Origin of the sequence: Pseudomonas sp. A1230 (genome assembly GCF_044218825.1) — a bacterium.
Classification (GTDB): domain Bacteria; phylum Pseudomonadota; class Gammaproteobacteria; order Pseudomonadales; family Pseudomonadaceae; genus Aquipseudomonas; species Aquipseudomonas iridis.
Map to the genome: position 1 here is coordinate 4,107,377 of NZ_CP162582.1, position 18,003 is coordinate 4,125,379.

Genomic DNA, 18,003 nt, shown 5'->3' on the forward strand with positions numbered 1-18,003 from the left:
GTTTTCATGTCGCAACAAGGCTACAGCCTGATCGAACTGCTTATGGGACTGGCGATTGGCGCAATTGTTCTGCTGCTGGTCAGTCCGGCGTTTGCCACGCTCACCGAATCGAACCAGCGCGACCAGGCAGCGCAGTCATTGATCGAGGGTATTCGTAACGCCCGCACAACAGCCATCACGCGCAATCAGACCACGGTGATTCATGGCATCAACGGCGATTGGAGTCAGGGTTGGCGGATCATTCTGGATATCAGCGGCAAGGGCGCGGAGGACAGCAACAACCCGCTGCTGATGGAGCATGCGAGCGATGCGAAGGTGCCGATTGTCGGCAATTGGCTGGTAAATCGTTATGTGCGGTTCAGCAATCTGGGGCAACCGCTGATGCCCGGGCGCAAATTTCAGGCCGGGACGTTACATATCTGCTCGACTCGCGAGGCGGTCAGCCAGCGCCAGATAGTGCTGGCAGCGACCGGTCGCGTGCGCCTGAGCAGCGAAAAGACTGAACAGGCGCTGTGTCAAAAAGCCAAAAGCGTCAGATCGAGCGGACGCGCAGCTCTTTAGGCATGGAGAAGGTGATGTTCTCTTCGCGTCCGGCCAGCTCATCGGCACCGGTAGCGCCCCAGGCGTGCAACTGCTGAATCACGCCGCGCACCAGCACTTCCGGCGCCGAAGCACCGGCGGTGATGCCGATACGCTCGACGCCATCAAACCAGCTCTTTTGCAGGTCTTCGGCGCCGTCGATCAGGTAGGCCGGGGTGGCCATGCGTTCAGCCAGTTCACGCAAGCGGTTGGAGTTGGAGCTGTTCGGGCTGCCGACCACCAGCACCACGTCACACTCGTCGGCCAATTGTTTGACGGCGTCCTGACGGTTTTGTGTGGCGTAGCAGATGTCGTCCTTGCGCGGCCCACCGATGGCCGGAAAGCGCGTACGCAGCGCATCGATGACACGACTGGTGTCGTCCATCGACAAGGTTGTCTGGGTGACGAAGGCCAGTTTCTCCGGGTTGTGCACTTGCAATTCGGCGACGTCTTTTTCGTCTTCGACGAGGTAGATCGCGCCGCCATTGCTGCCGTCGTATTGGCCCATGGTGCCTTCGACTTCCGGGTGACCGGCGTGGCCGATCAGGATGCATTCACGACCGTCGCGACTGTATTTCGCGACTTCGATGTGCACCTTGGTGACCAGCGGGCAGGTAGCGTCGAACACTTTCAGGCCACGACCAGCGGCTTCGGTACGCACGGCCTGCGATACGCCGTGAGCACTGAAGATCACGATGACGTCGTCCGGCACCTGATCCAGTTCTTCAACGAAGATCGCACCACGGCTGCGCAGGTCTTCGACGACGAACTTGTTGTGCACCACTTCATGACGCACGTAGATCGGTGGCCCGAAGACTTCCAGGGCGCGGTTGACGATTTCGATCGCCCGGTCCACACCGGCGCAGAAGCCACGGGGATTGGCGAGTTTGATTTGCATGCTATGCCTCGTGTCTTGCGCGCGAAAAACAATGAATTACCAACTGGGTGGGAGCGAGCCTGCTCGCGAAAGCTGACTGACATTCAACATCGATGTCGCCTGACACACCGCTTTCGCGAGCAGGCTCGCTCCCATATTTTTACAGCGCTTTGACGGAAATGATTTCCACGTCAAAGGTCAACGTCTTGCCCGCCAGCGGGTGGTTGAAGTCGATGGTCACTTGCGCGTCATCGAACTCTTTCACCACGCCCGGCAGCTCAGTATTGGCCGCATCGTTGAAGATCACCAGCAAACCGGGAGACAGTTCCATGTCGGCAAACTGCGAGCGCGGGATGATCTGCACGTTCTGCGGGTTCGGTTGACCGAAAGCGTTTTCCGGCTCGACGGTCAGGGTGCGCTTGTCACCCGCCTTGAAGCCGAACAGCGCCGCTTCAAAACCCGGCAGCAAGTTGCCGTCGCCGACCTTGAAGGTCGCCGGAGCCTTGTCGAACGTGCTGTCGACGGTGTCGCCGTTCTCCAGGCGCAATGCAAAGTGCAAAGTGACTTCCGTGTTCTGGCCAATGCGTTGCTCAGCCAATACTTGTTCAGTCATGAGCGGCCTCTTCGGTTTTCTTGGATTTGAACATATCCAGTGCCAGCATCACCGCGCCAACGCTGATAGCGCTGTCGGCGATGTTGAACGCCGGGAAGTACCAGCGGTTCTGCCAGTGCACCAGAATGAAATCGATTACATGGCCCAGGGCCACGCGGTCATACAGATTGCCCAACGCACCACCCAGCACCAGCGCCAAGGCGATGGCCAGCCAGGTTTCGTTGCGACCCAGACGCTTGAGCCAGACCACCAGCACCGCACTGACCACAATCGCGATCAGGGCGAACAGCCAGCGCTGCCAGCCGGAGCTGTCAGCCAAAAAGCTGAAGGCAGCGCCGGTGTTGTACGCCAGGGTCCAACTGAAATAATCGGGGATGATCACGATCTGCTGGAACATTTCGAGCTTGTTTTCAAAGTAGAACTTGCTGGCCTGGTCGATGACCAGCACCAGCAAGCTCAACCAGAGCCAGCCCAACCGTCCGAAACGGCCAATGGCATTAGGCATAGTGACGAACCTCGCCAGCGCCGCTGATGTTGTCGACGCAACGACCGCAGATTTCCGGATGCTCCGGGTTCACGCCGACGTCTTCGCGGCAGTGCCAGCAGCGAGCGCACTTGGGGAATGCCGATTTGACGATCTTCAGCTTCAGGCCGCTGACTTCGGTAGCCACCGCGTCGGCCGGAGCCTGTACGAATGGTGCAACGCTGGCGGTCGAAGTGATCAATACAAAGCGCAGTTCGTTGCTCAGCTTGGCCAGGTCGGCAGTCAGAGCCTCTTCGGCAAACAGCGTCACTTCGGCTTGCAGATTGCCACCGACAGCTTTCGCTGCACGCTGGATTTCCATCTCTTTGTTGACCGCGACTTTCACTTCCATGATGCGATCCCAGTACTCACGGCCCAGCTCGAAGCCTTCCGGCAGTTCGGTCAGACCTTCGTACCAGGTGTTGAGCATGACGGATTCGTTACGCTCGCCCGGCAGGTATTGCCACAGTTCGTCGGCAGTGAAGGCGAGGATCGGCGCGATCCAGCGCACCAGCGCTTCAGAGATATGGAACAGCGCAGTCTGGCACGAGCGACGTGCCTTGCTGTCGGCGCCGGTGGTGTACTGGCGATCCTTGATGATATCGAGGTAGAAACCACCCAGCTCCTGCACGCAGAAGTTGTGGATCTTGGAGTAGACGTTCCAGAAACGGTATTCACCATAGTTCTCTTGCAGCTCGCGTTGCAGCAGCAAGGTGCGATCCACCGCCCAACGATCCAGCGCGAGCATTTCTTCAGCCGGCAGGATGTCGGTGGCCGGGTTGAAACCGGTCAGGTTGGAAAGCAGGAAGCGCGCGGTGTTACGGATCCGGCGGTAGGCATCGGCACTGCGAGCCAGGATCTGCTCGGACACGGCGATTTCGCCGGAGTAATCGGTCGAAGCCACCCACAGACGCATGATGTCGGCGCCCAGGGTGTCGTTGACTTTCTGCGGTGCGATCACGTTGCCCAGGGATTTGGACATCTTGCGGCCCGCTTCGTCGACAGTGAAGCCGTGGGTCAGCAGTTCGCGGTACGGCGCGTGGTTGTCGATGGCGCAACCGGTCAGCAACGACGAATGGAACCAGCCACGGTGTTGGTCGGAACCTTCCAGGTACAGGTCGGCACGCGGGCCGGTCTCGTGGCCCATAGGGTGCGAACCGCGCAGGACGTGCCAGTGCGTGGTACCCGAATCGAACCAGACGTCGAGGGTGTCGCTGATCTTGTCGTACTGCGGCGCTTCATCACCCAGCAGTTCGGCGGCGTCCATCTTGAACCAGGCTTCGATGCCTTCGACTTCAACGCGCTTGGCCACTTCTTCCATCAGTTCGACGGTGCGTGGGTGCAGCTCGCCGCTTTCCTTGTTGAGGAAGAACGGGATCGGCACGCCCCAGTTGCGCTGACGCGAGATGCACCAGTCGGGACGGTTGGCGATCATCGAATGCAGGCGCGCCTGGCCCCAGGCCGGAACGAACCTGGTTTCTTCGATGGCTTTGAGCGAGCGAATACGCAGGGTGTCGCCGCTGACCGGCTCTTTGTCCATGCCGATGAACCACTGCGCGGTAGCGCGGTAGATCAGCGGAGTCTTGTGACGCCAGCAGTGCATGTAGCTGTGTTCGATGACGGTGGTGTGCATCAGCGCACCGACTTCGGTCAATTTTTCGACGATGGCCGGGTTGGCCTTCCAGATGAACTGGCCGCCGAAGTATTCCAGCGTCGGCACGTAAACGCCGTTGCTCTGAACCGGGTTGAGGATGTCATCGTTGACCATGCCGTACTTCTTGCAGGTCACGAAGTCGTCTACGCCATAAGCCGGGGCGGAGTGAACCACACCGGTGCCAGCGCCCAGTTCGACGTAGTCGGCCAGATATACCGGCGACAGACGGTCATAGAACGGGTGACGGAAGTTGATCAGCTCCAGTTCTTTACCGGTGGTGGTCGCAACCACCGAACCTTCCAGGCTGTAACGAGCCAGACAGGCTTCGACCAACTCTTCAGCCAGCACCAGCAACTTGTCGCCGACATCAACCAGCGCGTAGTTGAATTCCGGGTGAACGTTCAGCGCCTGGTTGGCCGGGATGGTCCACGGGGTGGTGGTCCAGATCACGATCGAGGCAGGCTTGGCCAGCGACGGCAAGCCGAACGCGGCAGCCAGTTTGGCTTCGTCAGCGATCGGGAAGGCCACGTCGATGGTCGACGACTTCTTGTTTTCGTACTCGACTTCCGCCTCGGCCAAAGCCGAACCACAGTCGAAGCACCAGTTCACAGGCTTGAGGCCCTTGAACACGAAACCGCCCTTGACGATCTCGGCGAGAGCGCGGATTTCACCGGCCTCGTTCTGGAAATTCATGGTCTTGTACGGGTTGGCGAAGTCGCCCAGCACGCCGAGGCGGATGAATTCGGACTTCTGCCCTTCGATCTGCTCGGTGGCGTAGGCACGGCACAGTTCGCGGGTCTTGTCCGCGCCCAGGTTCTTGCCGTGGGTCACTTCAACCTTGTGCTCGATCGGCAGGCCGTGGCAGTCCCAGCCAGGCACGTACGGCGCATCGAAACCCGACAGGGTTTTCGAGCGGATGATCATGTCCTTGAGAATCTTGTTCAGAGCGTGACCGATGTGGATCGTGCCGTTGGCGTACGGAGGGCCGTCGTGCAGGACGAACTTCGGACGATCCTTGCCAATCTCGCGCAACTTTCCGTACAGGCCAATACTGTCCCAGCGCTGCAGAATCTGCGGTTCGCGCTGTGGCAGGCCGGCCTTCATTGGGAAGGCGGTGTCCGGAAGGTTTAACGTGGCTTTATAGTCGGTCATTTAAGGCTCTTCATTAGCGATGGGCGCTAGGTGCGGCTAGTGCACGGGCGGTGGCGACATCCGCATTGATCGCCGTTTTCAGCGCCTCCAGAGAGGCAAATCGCTGCTCTTCACGCAGCTTCTGGTGGAAAACCACCGTCAAACGCCGGTCATACAGATCGCCGGCAAAATCTAAAAGATGGACTTCAAGGTGAGCTTTGCCATCACCTTGCACCGTGGGCCGTACGCCAATATTGGCGACGCCGGGCCAGGTCTTGCCGTCGATGTCGACATCCACCAGATACACCCCGGTAAACGGCACGCGACGACGCTTGAGTTGAATATTGGCAGTGGGCGTACCCAATTGCCGAGCCAGCTTCTGGCCATGCAGCACACGACCGGCGATGCGGTACGGGCGACCGAGCAAACGTTCGGCCAAGGCAAAATCGGCGGCGGCCAAGGCGTTACGCACCTGAGTGCTGCTGACGCGAATGCCATCCAGCTCGACGGTTTGCGCGGCTTCGACGGTAAACCCGTGAACCTGCCCGGCCTGCAACAGGAAATCGAAATCGCCGAGGCGGTCGCAGCCAAAGCGGAAATCGTCACCGACTTCCAGATGCTGCACGCCGAGCCCGTCCACCAGAATGGTGTCGACGAACTCACTGGCGCTGAGTTTGCTCAGACGCTGGTTGAAGGCCAGGCACAGGACCCGGTCGACACCTTCGGCGGCCAGTAGCTGCAGTTTGTCGCGCAACCGGGCCAGACGTGCCGGCGCGGTCTCGGGGGCGAAAAACTCCCGTGGCTGCGGCTCGAAAATCACCACGCAGCTGGGTACGCCCAACTCGAGCGCACGCTCACGCAGTCGGGCCAGGATAGCCTGGTGACCACGGTGAACACCGTCAAAGTTGCCAATAGTGGCGACGCAGCCCCGATGCTGGGGGCGCAAGTTGTGGAGGCCTCGAACCAGCTGCATAACGCGCTTCTTGCTCATAAAGTGGTCGATTATAACCACACCCGACGGTCGACGACAGGCAACACCGTAACGCAAAGTGATCGAGCCGACAAAACTGCCGGCCCGCGCCCATTCATAAAGGGTAAAACCTCAGCTCAAGGCCTTGCGATTGAAGTCGCGCAGACGGAAACCGAGCAGCAGCAACATGCCGAAATACGCAACCACGCCAGCCACCACCAATGCCCCCAGACGCAGGAAGCGCTCAAGCATGTGGCCTTGATCCCACGCCGGCATGAAATGCATGCCGATCAGCAACACCACCGACATCACCGCCACTGCCACGATCAGCTTGAAACCGAACTTGGCCCAACCCGGTTGCGGCTGGTACATCTGCTGTTTGCGCAACTGATAGAACAGCAGCCCGGCGTTGAGGCACGCACCGGCACTGATCGCCAGGGCCAGGCCGGCGTGGGCGAGCGGACCAATCAATACCAGGTTGAACAACTGAGTACATACCAGCGTGAAGATTGCGATTTTTACCGGCGTACGGATGTTCTGTTGCGCATAGAAGCCTGGCGCGAGCACTTTGATCACGATAATCCCGAGCAGACCGACAGAATAGGCAATCAATGCTCGCTGAGTCATTTCGGCATCGAAGCCAGTGAACTGACCATACTGGAACAACGAAACGGTCAACGGCTCGGCGAGGATCCCCAGCGCCAAAGAGCACGGCAACACCAGCACAAAGCACAGGCGCAGGCCCCAGTCGAGAATCCGCGAATATTCGTGGCGATCCTTGCTGGCGTAGGTTTTGGCCAGCGTCGGCAGCAGAATTGTGCCCAACGCCACGCCCAGCACCCCCGATGGCAATTCCATCAAACGGTCGGCGTAATACATCCAGGACACTGATCCGGCAACCAGAAACGAAGCAAAAATGGTGTTGATGATCAGCGAAATCTGGCTGACCGATACGCCAAGGATCGCTGGCAGCATCTGTTTCATCACCCGCCATACACCGGTATCACGCAGATTCAGGCGCGGCAGCACCAGCATGCCAATCTTTTTCAGGTGCGGCAGTTGAAACAGCAACTGCGCCAGCCCCCCGACCAATACCGCCCAGCCGAGCGCCATGACCGGCGGATCGAAGTACGGCGTGAGGAACAGCGAAAACACGATCATGCTGACGTTGAGCAAGGTCGGCACAAATGCCGGCACCGAGAAGCGGTTCCAGGTATTGAGGATCGCACCGGCCAGCGAGGACAGGGAGATCAGCAATATATAAGGGAACGTCACCCGCAAGAGGTCAGAGGTGAGCTGGAATTTTTCCGGGGTATCGGTGAACCCCGGGGCGGTGGCCCAGATGACCCACGGCGCGGCGATCATGCCCAGCGCGGTGACCAGCGCCAGCACCAGCGTCAGCAAACCCGAAACATAGGCGATAAAAGTGCGGGTAGCTTCTTCGCCCTTCTGGCTTTTGTATTCCGCAAGAATGGGCACGAACGCTTGGGAAAAAGCCCCTTCGGCGAAGATCCGCCGCAACAGATTGGGCAATTTGAAGGCGATAAAGAAGGCATCTGTCGCCATTCCGGCGCCGAATATTCGAGCAATCAGCGTATCGCGAACAAACCCGAGAACCCGGGAAATCATCGTGATAGAGCTGACGGCGGCCAACGATTTGAGCAGATTCATTGAAGGAGTTTATGCCTGTCGATAAACAGCAGGCGAATAAAGCGCCTACTTGTGCGATACTCCGCGCCGCAGCAGCACAGAGCCAAAGCTCGCGAGTTTACAGGTCAAGCGCCGGAAATAAATATCCCGCCTCTTTATACCTACCACTTAGCGGAACGATTCAAGTGCCCTTGACAAGACTTCTCTTCATCGGCATGATTCGCGGCCTATTTTGTTTGCTATTTCCTAAAAAGTCTTTCGAGGAGCTCGACGGTGGCCAACTCACCTTCCGCCAAAAAACGTGCAAAACAGGCTGAGAAGCGTCGCAGCCACAACGCCAGCCTGCGTTCCATGGTTCGTACCTACATCAAGAATGTAGTTAAGGCCATCGACGCAAAAGACGCTGAAAAAGCTCAAGCTGCATACGTTCTGGCTGTGCCAGTTATCGACCGTATGGCCGATAAAGGCATCATCCACAAGAACAAGGCTGCTCGTCATAAGAGCCGTCTGAATGGCCACGTCAAGGCACTGAAAGAAGCTGCCTAAGCGACGTAGTCATTAGAAAACCGACCTTCGGGTCGGTTTTTTATTGCCTGCGATTTGGCGCCCCTCTCATCACAACCCCGCAAACAGGCACGCACCCGATCAAGGGTACGCACCCGACTCACCGAGTCTACTCACCAAAATTGAACATGACCGGCTTCGGTGGAGGACACCCCTCTGGCGGCGGAAAGTTCTGCACGCCCGACTCATCGTACCCGGTGTAACAGCCGACCAGCTCGCCACCCTTAAAGTTGAAGCGACGCTCAACGACGCCGGTCGAGTAGTAGCAGACCATTTCACCTTCACGCTTCGCATAGGAATAGTCTTTGTATTCCCGCCCCTCAACGGTGATCAGACGATATCCCTGCATGGGCTCGGAGCACTTCAATTGCCCATTGGGGTAGTAATCGTTGTGTATCACACGATCATCCGCACCCAACAGCAACTCCTCGACCTTTCGCCCCTCGTAAGACTCGTGACGCACACTTTGCCTGACCCCGAACAGGTAATCGGCCTCGAAGTAGGCTACCCCATCACCGCGAAAACTACGCTGCAGGCCACACGGCTTGATTCTTGTGTACTTGCCATCGACCACATGGCAGTAATTTCTGTCTGAAACCAACGCCCCAGCCTCATTAAACGACTGATCGTTGCCGATGGGCTCATCCGCCTCATAAATAGCCACTCGGTCTAACCGACCATTTGAGTGATAGGTACGAAAGGGCCCCTCTCTATTTCCGTGAAGCCAAGTGATCTCAGACAGCAGTACCGAACCATCATCGGTATAGGTCAGCGCACGCCCCTTGATCTGCCCCGCCACGTAGGTCGCCGAATAGGTCAGCTTGCCGTTTGCAGCGTAAGTCTCTCTCAAGCCATCAAGCGCACCAGCCTTGTAGTGCTCAAGCAGTCGCAGCACACCCGTAGCATCAACCTCGCGCAGCTCTCCATCCTTTTTACCCGCGACAAACGACAAGGTTTGAACGCGGTCGCCGTCCACTTTGAGAGTCCAGGCGCCCTCCCTGGCACCTGACACGTAACCGCCCTCACCCTCACCACTGAGCCAATGACCGTTCTGCCGACCATTCCGGTACTCGCCGCGCGAGACAACCTCACTTCCCCTGACTCGCTCTGTCGGACCGTCCAGAACATCGTGTTTATACGTATCGAACCCGGAAATATCTTCGTCTTTATCGTACGCAGTGATCGTCCAGCGCCCCTCACGCAAACCATCGACGAACAAACCCTCGGAAACACTATGGCGCTCGTTGATCACCCAGGTGCCCTGCCTCAAACCATTCGCATAAGCTCCCGAGGCCTCGGAGACCGCTGCATCAAACTCGATCCAGTCACCCGTCTTCTTGCCCCGAACCATCACACCTCGCTCCAGCACACGATCACCCCACAACTTAACGAGAGGGCCGTCCTCCGAACCCACATATCGTTTCGGGTCAGACTCCCACGCCATTTGCGTTACACGAAAGGCCGGAGCGAGCTCACCCTCCTCCATCGGCGTGCGCTCGTAGGTCAGCGTCAACCAACGCCCTTCGCGCTGCAGAAAGGTTTTCTTGTAGGCGTCATAGACACCATCTTCTGACGGCTCACCGCCCTCCGAGGCCGGAACGCCACCAACACCGAATTCGCCCACTAACGTGCCAGCCGTGGGATCGAGCGCATCGAACTCGGGGATGCCAGTTGCCGCCATCTCATAACCGTAGTCATAGGGCAGCAACTTGTTCAGCTCGCTCACTACCCGTGCGGCATTGAGCTTCTTCTGATTGCTCGCAATGCGATCCAGAACCGGCTGCAGACTGTTCAGCTTGCGATATTTGCCCGATCGCTCACTGAATCGATAGCCATGGAGCCCATTTCGCCCACCCGCTCGGGACAGGACAATCAAGGTCTGTATATCGCTATCGAGACTGGCGTAGAACACTGACTCGATGCTCGAATCACCGAAATTGTCGAGCATCTGCGGCACCGCTGTCGGCGCATCACACATGCACGCATACCCCACAACGCCCGACGGCTCGCGAACAAACGCCAACGTCGCGCCACTCTCCTGAGACTGGATCACCGGGTGCGCCAATGACTTTCCGGCATAAAACGGTTCGGCCTGCACTTGCATGGACAGCGAGCAACACACCATCAGCGACATAAAAAAAGAACGCATACGAATCCCTTCGCGCCTGAAGCACATCAATTCAACAAGGAGAAACAAAAAGGCGAGCCAAACGGCTCGCCCTCAATCATTCAACCAATGGGCCTGGAAACAAACCCGACCCTGTAATGGTTTCCAGCCTTATGGCTGAACCGGCACCCACGGCAAAATCGGAATGGCCGTCACCGCATTCTGTGGACTACCCTCGATCACGCGATCGCTATAGACCAGATACACCAGCGTATTGCGTTTCTTGTCGAGGAAACGCACCACCTGCATGGTCTTGAACACCAACGATGTGCGCTCCTTGAACACCTCATCGCCGTCCTTCAGCTCGCCCCTGAACTTGATCGGACCGACCTGACGACAGGCAATCGAAGCTTCGGCGCGATCTTCCGCCAACCCCAGACTCCCCTTTACGCCGCCCGTTTTGGCACGCGACAGGTAGCAGGTCACACCTTCGACCTTGGGGTCGTCGAACGCCTCGACCACGATCCGGTCGTTCGGACCGACAAATTTGAACACCGTCGACACCTGACCGATTTCCTCGGCCGAGGCCAGCAATGGCAGCGCCATCAACAGACCCAACAATCCTTTTGCTACGCGCATTGAATTTTCCTTACACCAGAATCAGGTTGTCACGGTGAACCAGTTCCGGCTCAGCCATGTAACCCAGCAAACCGACAATCGCATCCGACGACTGACCGATGATTTTTTGAGCTTCCAGCGCGCTGTAGTTGGCCAGGCCGCGAGCAATTTCACGACCGTCCGGCGCCACACAGACCACCATTTCACCACGACGGAAACTGCCTTGCACCAGCTTGACGCCAACCGGCAGCAGGCTCTTGTTACCTTGAGACAGCGCCGACACAGCACCATCATCCAGCACCAGCGTGCCACGGGTTTGCAGATGCCCTGCCAGCCACTGCTTGCGCGCCGCCAACATGCCGCGCTCGGGCGACAACAACGTACCGATACGCTCGCCCGCTTTCAGCCGATCCAGCACACGCTCGAGACGACCACCCACAATGATGGTGTGCGCACCGGAGCGCGCCGCCAGCCGCGCTGCGCGCAACTTGGTTTGCATGCCGCCGCGCCCCAGCGCACCACCGGTGCCACCCGCCACCGCATCCAGGCTCGGATCATCGGCGCGCGCCTCATAAATCAGCTGCGCCTCTGGATTGTTGCGCGGATCGGCATCGAACATACCGTCGCGATCCGTCAGGATCACCAGCAGATCAGCCTCAACCAGGTTGGCCACCAGCGCCGCCAGCGTGTCGTTGTCGCCAAAACGAATTTCGTCGGTAACCACCGTGTCGTTTTCGTTGATCACCGGGATTACTTTCAGCTCGACCAGCGCTCGCAGGGTGCTGCGGGCATTCAGGTAGCGCTTGCGATCGGACAGGTCGTCGTGGGTCAGGAGAATCTGCGCGGTGTGCCGGCCATGCTCGGCGAAGCTTGATTCCCAGGCTTGCACCAGACCCATCTGACCGATAGCGGCGGCAGCCTGAAGTTCGTGCATCGCACTGGGTCGTGCGGTCCAGCCCAAGCGACTCATGCCGGCCGCTACCGCCCCGGAGGACACCAGCACCAACTCGACACCAGCCTCATGCAAAGCCACCATCTGCTCGACCCAGACACTCATTGCCGCACGATCCAGCCCTTTGCCATCAGCCGTCAGCAAAGCGCTGCCGATCTTCACGACCCAACGCTGCGCACCTGTCACCTTGCTCCGCATCATTTTCAACCTTAGCTTGAGGGCGGCGCGACCTGGCACCACCCGTGACGTTAATCGTGGCTATTCCTGACCAACTACTGATTTCCAGATACTAAAACGCCGCTCGATTGAGCGGCGTTCAAGTTTATCGCAACGGATCAGTCACGCACGTAAATGATTTCCGGACCGTCTTCGTCATCCACATCTTCTTCGTCCCAATCATCGTCGCCGATGTCGTGGACCGACTTCACGCCACTGCGACGCAGGGCACGCTTGTCATCCAGCGCCTGCAGTTGCGCACGCGCTTCGTCTTCGATGCGCTGATCGAGATCAGCCAGCTCTTCCTTGTAGGCAGGGTCGTTGGCCAGGCGGTCGGCACGATCTTCCATGTAACGCATGATGTCGTGGCACAGACGCTCGGTACCCAGCTTGGAGATGGCCGAGATCACGTAGACCGGACCAGTCCACTCCAGACGATCAACGATCTCCTTGACGCGCTCCTCGTGCTCTTCTTCAAGGATCTGGTCGCACTTGTTCAGCACCAACCAACGATCGCGCTCAGCCAGGGACGGGCTGAACTTGATGAGTTCATTGACGATCACTTCAGCGGCATCCGGCGCGCTGGCGTCATCCAGCGGCGCCATGTCGACGAGGTGCAGCAGCAGACGCGTACGCGCCAGGTGCTTGAGGAAGCGAATACCCAGGCCGGCGCCATCGGAAGCACCTTCGATCAGGCCCGGAATATCGGCAACGACGAAGCTCTTCCAGCGATCGACGCTGACCACGCCCAGGTTTGGCACCAGCGTGGTGAACGGGTAATCGGCAACTTTCGGCTTGGCTGCCGAGACCGAACGGATAAAGGTACTTTTACCGGCGTTCGGCAAGCCCAGCAGACCTACGTCGGCGAGCACTTTCATTTCCAGTTTCAGGTCGCGCTGCTCACCCGGCTTACCCGGAGTGGTCTGGCGCGGCGCACGGTTGGTACTGGATTTGAAACGGGTGTTACCCAGACCGTGCCAGCCGCCCTGCACTACCATCAGTTTCTGACCAGCCTTGGTCAGGTCACCGATGACTTCCTGAGTAGCGGAGTCGATCACGGTGGTGCCGACTGGAACGCGCAGGATCAGGTCTTCACCTTTTTTACCGGTGCAGTCGGTGCTGCCGCCGTTGGAACCGCGCTCGGCATCGAAGTGCCGGGTGTAACGGTAGTCGACCAAGGTGTTGAGGTTTTCGTCGGCCATCATGTAGATGGAACCGCCGTCACCGCCATCACCACCGTTCGGGCCACCGTTCTCGATGAATTTTTCCCGACGGAAACTCATGGCGCCATTGCCGCCATCACCAGCTTTTACTCGAATCGATACTTCATCAACAAACTTCATAACCAACGCCTCTCGCCATACGGACGAGCCGAAAAACAATCAAGACATAAGACTCTTGCAAAAATGAGCGCAGCGACCCCAAAACACGACCTGTATCGCACGCCGACAGCCCATACAAACAGTTTTGCAAGAGACTCACCCCACAAACGAAAAAGCCCCGTCGCAAGACAGGGCTCTTCCAGCGATCTCGCGATTAAGCCGCGACAACGCTCACGTAACGGCGGTTGAACGCGCCTTTTACTTCAAACTTGATCACGCCTTCGATTTTCGCGAAGAGGGTGTGATCTTTACCCATGCCAACGCCGTAACCAGCGTGGAATTGGGTGCCGCGCTGACGCACGATGATGTTGCCCGGAATGATCTTCTGGCCGCCATACATCTTCACGCCAAGGCGTTTGGCTTCTGAGTCGCGACCGTTGCGGGTACTACCACCAGCTTTTTTGTGTGCCATGAGTTCAATTCTCCTAGTGAGGAATTAGGCTGAAATTAAGCCTGAATACCGGTGATTTTGATCTCGGTGTACCACTGGCGGTGGCCCATACGCTTCATGTGGTGCTTACGACGACGGAACTTGATGATGCGGATTTTATCGTGACGACCTTGGGAGATCACTTCAGCCACAACAGTAGCGCCAGCAACAACTGGAGCGCCGATGTTTACGTCGTCGCCATTGGCAACCAACAGAACGCGATCAAAGGTAACGGATTCGCCGGTAGCGATTTCCAGTTTTTCGATCTTCAGGTATTCACCTGGGGCGACTTTGTACTGCTTGCCGCCAGTAACGATTACTGCATAAGACATGGTGTTTCTCCGATAATCCTGCTCACCCAGCTCTTTATAAGAAGAGGTATTGGCTGGCATGGCTGCATGGGGCTGGAAGGCCCGCTAGCAATTGCGTAAGGCAGGTGCTGCCCAGGAAGTTCAGGGTGCGCGATTGTACGCAAGCTATCGCAGGCTTGCAAGTAGCCGTCCATCGCGCCTTGACAGGTCTGGACGGGGGTCCTAGCATGCCGCGCAACCCTTCTGGAGCGACTCTCGCTGATGCAACCCCAAGCTTTCTACCGCGCGGTGGCGGACGATTTTAGCGCCGTCGACGGCATCATCAAGAAGCAGCTGACTTCCCGAGTGCCGCTGGTATCGAAAATCGGCGATTACATCACCTCGGCCGGCGGCAAACGCCTGCGTCCTTTATTAGTGTTGCTGTGTGGCAAGGCCCTGGGTCGCGAAGGCGATGACATGCGCCTGCTCGCCGCCACCATCGAATTCCTGCACACCGCGACTTTGCTGCATGACGACGTGGTCGACATGTCCGGCATGCGCCGTGGCCGTTCGACTGCCAACGCCATGTGGGGCAACGCGCCAAGTGTACTGGTGGGCGATTTCCTGTACTCGCGCTCGTTCGAAATGATGGTCGAACTGGGCTCGATGCCGGTGATGAAGATTCTCTCGCAGGCCACGCGCATCATCGCTGAAGGCGAAGTGCTGCAACTGTCCAAGGTCCGTGACGCGAGCACCACCGAAGAAACCTACATGGAAGTCATCCGCGGCAAGACCGCGATGCTCTTCGAAGCCTCGACCCACAGCGCCGCCGCGCTGGCCGGTGCAACCGCCGAGCAGAGCGAAGCCCTGCGCACCTTTGGCGATCACCTGGGCGTGGCATTCCAATTGGTCGACGATCTGCTCGACTACAAGGGCGACGCTGAAACCCTGGGCAAGAACGTCGGTGACGATCTGGCCGAAGGCAAGCCGACCCTGCCGCTGATCTACACCATGCGCGAAGGCACGCCTGAACAGGCTGCACTGGTGCGCCAGGCGATCCAGAAAGGCGGGATCGAAGACCTGGAAAGCATCCGCATCGCCGTGGAAGCTTCCGGTTCGCTTGAGTACACCGCGCAATTGGCTCGCGACTATGTGGCCCGTGCGATCAAGTGCCTCGAAGCGCTGCCGGCCAGCGAATACCGTGATGCACTGGTTGAATTGAGTGAGTTTGCGGTCGCCCGCACACACTGAAATCGCTGAAAAAAAATCAAAAAATCGCAGTTTTCGGCAGCTCCTACAGAGCTGTCGGAGCTGCGATTTTTTGCTTTTGGCGCCATCAGCGGAGAAACCCTATACAATGTGCGACTTTTAGCGATCCACTCTCAAGGAGCCCTAGTGAGCACGTTGCCACCCTGCCCGAAATGCAATTCCGAATACAGCTACGAAGACGGCACCCAACTGGTGTGCCCGGAGTGCGCCCACGAGTGGTCTGCCAATGGCGAAGCCGAAGCTGCCTCCGATGACGCCGTGAAGAAAGATTCGGTCGGCAACGTCCTGCAGGACGGCGACACCATCACCGTGATCAAGGACCTCAAGGTCAAAGGCACGTCGCTGGTGGTCAAGGTCGGCACCAAGGTCAAGAACATCCGCCTGTGCGATGGCGACCACGACATCGACTGCAAGATCGACGGCATCGGCCCGATGAAGCTCAAATCCGAGTTCGTCAGAAAAGTCTGAACCTGCTGTCATCCATCCCACGCCCGCCGTGGGATGGAGCTTCCCCCTCCCCTGCTCCCTCGGTACATTCACGCAATAGCCAAGCGCCAGCCGTTTTGACCTTACGCAATCTTTACCCTGAAAAATCTGCAATCCGCCAATAGGCGCTTGCTATTTGATGAATAAGAATTATTCTCATTGAAACCCTTTCAATGGAGATGAGAACCATGACTTATTTGATCGACGCCTGGCTGGATCGCCCACACCCCTACCTCAGAATCCTGCATCGTGAAACCGGGGAAGTCTGTGCGGTGCTTGAAGAAGAAGCCCTGCATGAGCTGCAGGATCAGGGTGATCTGGATGTGAACAGCCTGAATTCCAGCGAGCCGCTGGTGCTCAAAGAGCTGGTGCGCAATCTGTTCCTGTTCTGCTACGCCCGGGCCTTGCGCCCGACGAATGAACTGCATCACAAGATAGAACTATGAAAGTCACGGAAAAAACTGTGGGAGCCAGCCTGCTGGCGATGGCATCAAAGCGGTCTTGAACAAAAACCGCTCGACCCTTTCGCCAGCAGGCTGGCTCCCACATTAGCCTGTCATGCAGACAGGCCAGGTCTTACAGAACGTCCAGCAGCTCGACGTCGAATACCAGAACGCTGTGCGGCGGGATGCTGCCAACGCCTTGAGCGCCGTAAGCCAGTTCGCTCGGCACGTACAGACGCCATTTGCTGCCGGCATTCATCAGTTGCAGGGCTTCGGTCCAGCCGGCGATTACGCCGCCAACCGGGAATTCTGCTGGCTGGCCACGCTCGTAGGAGCTGTCGAACACAGTGCCGTCGATCAGGGTGCCGTGGTAGTGAGTACGCACTTGATCTTCACGGCTTGGCTTGGCGCCTTCGCCCTGCGTCAGCACTTCGAATTGCAGGCCGGAAGCCAGAGTGGTGATGCCGTCACGCTTGGCGTTTTCAGCCAGGAATGCCAGGCCTTCGCCTGCTGCAGCTTCAGCCTTGGCAGCCGCTTCGGCTTGCATGATCTCGCGGATCACTTTGAAGCTGGCGGACATTTCTTCCTGACCTACACGGCTTTCCTTACCGGCGAAAGCGTCGGTCAGACCGGCCAGAATGGCGTCAAGGCTGACACCCGGTGGCGGGTTGTCGCGCAGCTGGTCACCCAGCTGACGGCCGATACCGTAGCTGACGCGAGTTTCGTCGGTGGACAGATTTACTTCGGACATGACACTGCTCCGCTGTGCGGACGACCAACAGACGTGCCGTGCGTACACAGCGCGTCCCGGCGCGCCCGGAACCAAAAGGGCGAGCAGACTAGCACAGATGCCTTGGCGTTTGGGGCGCCGGGTCTACAGTGCGGACCGCCAGGCGAGCGGCACTTTCAGACTTTCCTCGCCACTGGCGCCGAGGCCACACATTTCATCATGTACCGAGGTGTGTACGAGGTTGAATGGCAACACCGGGAAGCTATGCAGCACATCCCGGGCATGTTCGACCGAGCGTAGCGTCAACATCTGCCCTTGAGGATTGCTGAGCGGATACGCCGCTCCACGCATACGCGCTTCGAGCAGGTAAATGCCACCTTCCATGGAGATCAGGTTCAGCTCATCGACCTTGCCGGCGATGGCATACGCGTTCAACTCTTGCAGGTTCATGAACACACCTCACGCAGGGCGAGCCAGTAGGTCTACAGGGATATGCCCGCGGGCAAAAAAGCACAAGCC

General features: G+C 58.3%; 19 protein-coding genes. 5 read left to right on the forward strand and 14 right to left on the reverse strand.

The window, feature by feature from the left end:
• Positions 1 to 6 precede the first annotated feature (6 nt).
• Entirely contained in the window at positions 7 to 561 is a 555-nt protein-coding gene (locus AB4P97_RS19245) for a GspH/FimT family pseudopilin (protein ID WP_042561140.1), read from the forward strand.
• On the opposite strand, the gene ispH is transcribed toward AB4P97_RS19245, so the two are convergent.
• The 6 genes from ispH to murJ all read right to left on the reverse strand — a co-directional run bounded on the left by ispH (position 533) and on the right by murJ (position 8,018).
• Positions 533 to 1,477 carry a 4-hydroxy-3-methylbut-2-enyl diphosphate reductase gene (ispH, locus tag AB4P97_RS19250; protein WP_042561141.1) on the reverse strand — a complete coding sequence of 315 codons (945 nt, stop codon included), beginning with the start codon at positions 1,475 to 1,477 and terminating at the stop codon, positions 533 to 535. The two genes, AB4P97_RS19245 and ispH, sit on opposite strands and share 29 nt — an antisense overlap.
• Before the next feature lie 139 nt (positions 1,478 to 1,616).
• Positions 1,617 to 2,054 (reverse strand): FKBP-type peptidyl-prolyl cis-trans isomerase, encoded by a 438-nt coding sequence (gene fkpB / locus AB4P97_RS19255; protein WP_181818467.1) that lies wholly within the window; start codon positions 2,052 to 2,054, stop codon positions 1,617 to 1,619.
• A 7-nt stretch (positions 2,055 to 2,061) separates the two neighbouring features.
• Positions 2,062 to 2,574, reverse strand: coding sequence for a signal peptidase II (lspA, locus tag AB4P97_RS19260; RefSeq protein WP_042561143.1), 513 nt, complete (start codon positions 2,572 to 2,574; stop codon positions 2,062 to 2,064).
• On the reverse strand, positions 2,567 to 5,398 hold the full coding sequence (gene ileS / locus AB4P97_RS19265; RefSeq protein WP_042561144.1) for an isoleucine--tRNA ligase: 2,832 nt from the start codon (positions 5,396 to 5,398) through the stop codon (positions 2,567 to 2,569). The genes lspA and ileS overlap by 8 nt, the downstream gene beginning before the upstream one ends.
• 13 nt (positions 5,399 to 5,411) lie before the next feature.
• Complete coding sequence (gene ribF / locus AB4P97_RS19270; RefSeq protein ID WP_042561145.1) at positions 5,412 to 6,350, reverse strand: bifunctional riboflavin kinase/FAD synthetase; 939 nt, start codon at positions 6,348 to 6,350, stop codon at positions 5,412 to 5,414.
• A gap of 129 nt (positions 6,351 to 6,479) precedes the next feature.
• Positions 6,480 to 8,018, reverse strand: a complete 1,539-nt coding sequence (gene murJ / locus AB4P97_RS19275; protein ID WP_042561146.1) for a murein biosynthesis integral membrane protein MurJ — start codon at positions 8,016 to 8,018, stop codon at positions 6,480 to 6,482.
• Positions 8,019 to 8,270: 252 nt separating this feature from the next.
• Between murJ and rpsT the strand changes: the two genes are divergently transcribed.
• Positions 8,271 to 8,543 carry a 30S ribosomal protein S20 gene (rpsT, locus tag AB4P97_RS19280; protein ID WP_003228351.1) on the forward strand — a complete coding sequence of 91 codons (273 nt, stop codon included), beginning with the start codon at positions 8,271 to 8,273 and terminating at the stop codon, positions 8,541 to 8,543.
• A gap of 127 nt (positions 8,544 to 8,670) precedes the next feature.
• Here the strand turns inward: rpsT and AB4P97_RS19285 are convergent, their stop codons facing one another.
• The 6 genes from AB4P97_RS19285 to rplU form a co-directional block, all read right to left on the reverse strand.
• Positions 8,671 to 10,710 carry a hypothetical protein gene (locus AB4P97_RS19285; RefSeq protein WP_395601480.1) on the reverse strand — a complete coding sequence of 680 codons (2,040 nt, stop codon included), beginning with the start codon at positions 10,708 to 10,710 and terminating at the stop codon, positions 8,671 to 8,673.
• Positions 10,711 to 10,839: 129 nt separating this feature from the next.
• Positions 10,840 to 11,307: a CreA family protein gene (locus AB4P97_RS19290; RefSeq protein WP_042561148.1), complete on the reverse strand. Its 468-nt coding sequence runs from the start codon at positions 11,305 to 11,307 to the stop codon at positions 10,840 to 10,842.
• Positions 11,308 to 11,317: 10 nt separating this feature from the next.
• Positions 11,318 to 12,436: a glutamate 5-kinase gene (gene proB / locus AB4P97_RS19295; RefSeq protein ID WP_042561149.1), complete on the reverse strand. Its 1,119-nt coding sequence runs from the start codon at positions 12,434 to 12,436 to the stop codon at positions 11,318 to 11,320.
• A 137-nt stretch (positions 12,437 to 12,573) separates the two neighbouring features.
• Positions 12,574 to 13,797 carry an Obg family GTPase CgtA gene (cgtA, locus tag AB4P97_RS19300; RefSeq protein WP_115146542.1) on the reverse strand — a complete coding sequence of 408 codons (1,224 nt, stop codon included), beginning with the start codon at positions 13,795 to 13,797 and terminating at the stop codon, positions 12,574 to 12,576.
• Positions 13,798 to 13,990: 193 nt separating this feature from the next.
• Complete coding sequence (rpmA, locus tag AB4P97_RS19305; protein ID WP_003176049.1) at positions 13,991 to 14,248, reverse strand: 50S ribosomal protein L27; 258 nt, start codon at positions 14,246 to 14,248, stop codon at positions 13,991 to 13,993.
• A gap of 35 nt (positions 14,249 to 14,283) precedes the next feature.
• Positions 14,284 to 14,598 carry a 50S ribosomal protein L21 gene (rplU, locus tag AB4P97_RS19310; protein WP_003230856.1) on the reverse strand — a complete coding sequence of 105 codons (315 nt, stop codon included), beginning with the start codon at positions 14,596 to 14,598 and terminating at the stop codon, positions 14,284 to 14,286.
• A gap of 240 nt (positions 14,599 to 14,838) precedes the next feature.
• On the opposite strand from rplU, the gene AB4P97_RS19315 reads away from it, so the two are divergent.
• The 3 genes from AB4P97_RS19315 to AB4P97_RS19325 all read left to right on the forward strand — a co-directional run bounded on the left by AB4P97_RS19315 (position 14,839) and on the right by AB4P97_RS19325 (position 16,757).
• Positions 14,839 to 15,807 carry a polyprenyl synthetase family protein gene (locus AB4P97_RS19315; protein ID WP_007909817.1) on the forward strand — a complete coding sequence of 323 codons (969 nt, stop codon included), beginning with the start codon at positions 14,839 to 14,841 and terminating at the stop codon, positions 15,805 to 15,807.
• Positions 15,808 to 15,951: 144 nt separating this feature from the next.
• The gene (locus tag AB4P97_RS19320; protein ID WP_042561151.1) at positions 15,952 to 16,293 is read left to right on the forward strand and encodes a zinc ribbon domain-containing protein YjdM; all 342 of its coding nucleotides are present in this window, start codon (positions 15,952 to 15,954) and stop codon (positions 16,291 to 16,293) included.
• A 206-nt stretch (positions 16,294 to 16,499) separates the two neighbouring features.
• Positions 16,500 to 16,757 carry a hypothetical protein gene (locus tag AB4P97_RS19325; protein WP_042561152.1) on the forward strand — a complete coding sequence of 86 codons (258 nt, stop codon included), beginning with the start codon at positions 16,500 to 16,502 and terminating at the stop codon, positions 16,755 to 16,757.
• Positions 16,758 to 16,887: 130 nt separating this feature from the next.
• On the opposite strand, the gene AB4P97_RS19330 is transcribed toward AB4P97_RS19325, so the two are convergent.
• Both AB4P97_RS19330 and AB4P97_RS19335 read right to left on the reverse strand, forming a co-directional pair.
• Complete coding sequence (locus AB4P97_RS19330; RefSeq protein WP_042561153.1) at positions 16,888 to 17,505, reverse strand: FKBP-type peptidyl-prolyl cis-trans isomerase; 618 nt, start codon at positions 17,503 to 17,505, stop codon at positions 16,888 to 16,890.
• A gap of 123 nt (positions 17,506 to 17,628) precedes the next feature.
• Positions 17,629 to 17,934 carry a DUF6482 family protein gene (locus AB4P97_RS19335; protein WP_042561154.1) on the reverse strand — a complete coding sequence of 102 codons (306 nt, stop codon included), beginning with the start codon at positions 17,932 to 17,934 and terminating at the stop codon, positions 17,629 to 17,631.
• Between the last annotated feature and the right edge of the window lie 69 nt (positions 17,935 to 18,003).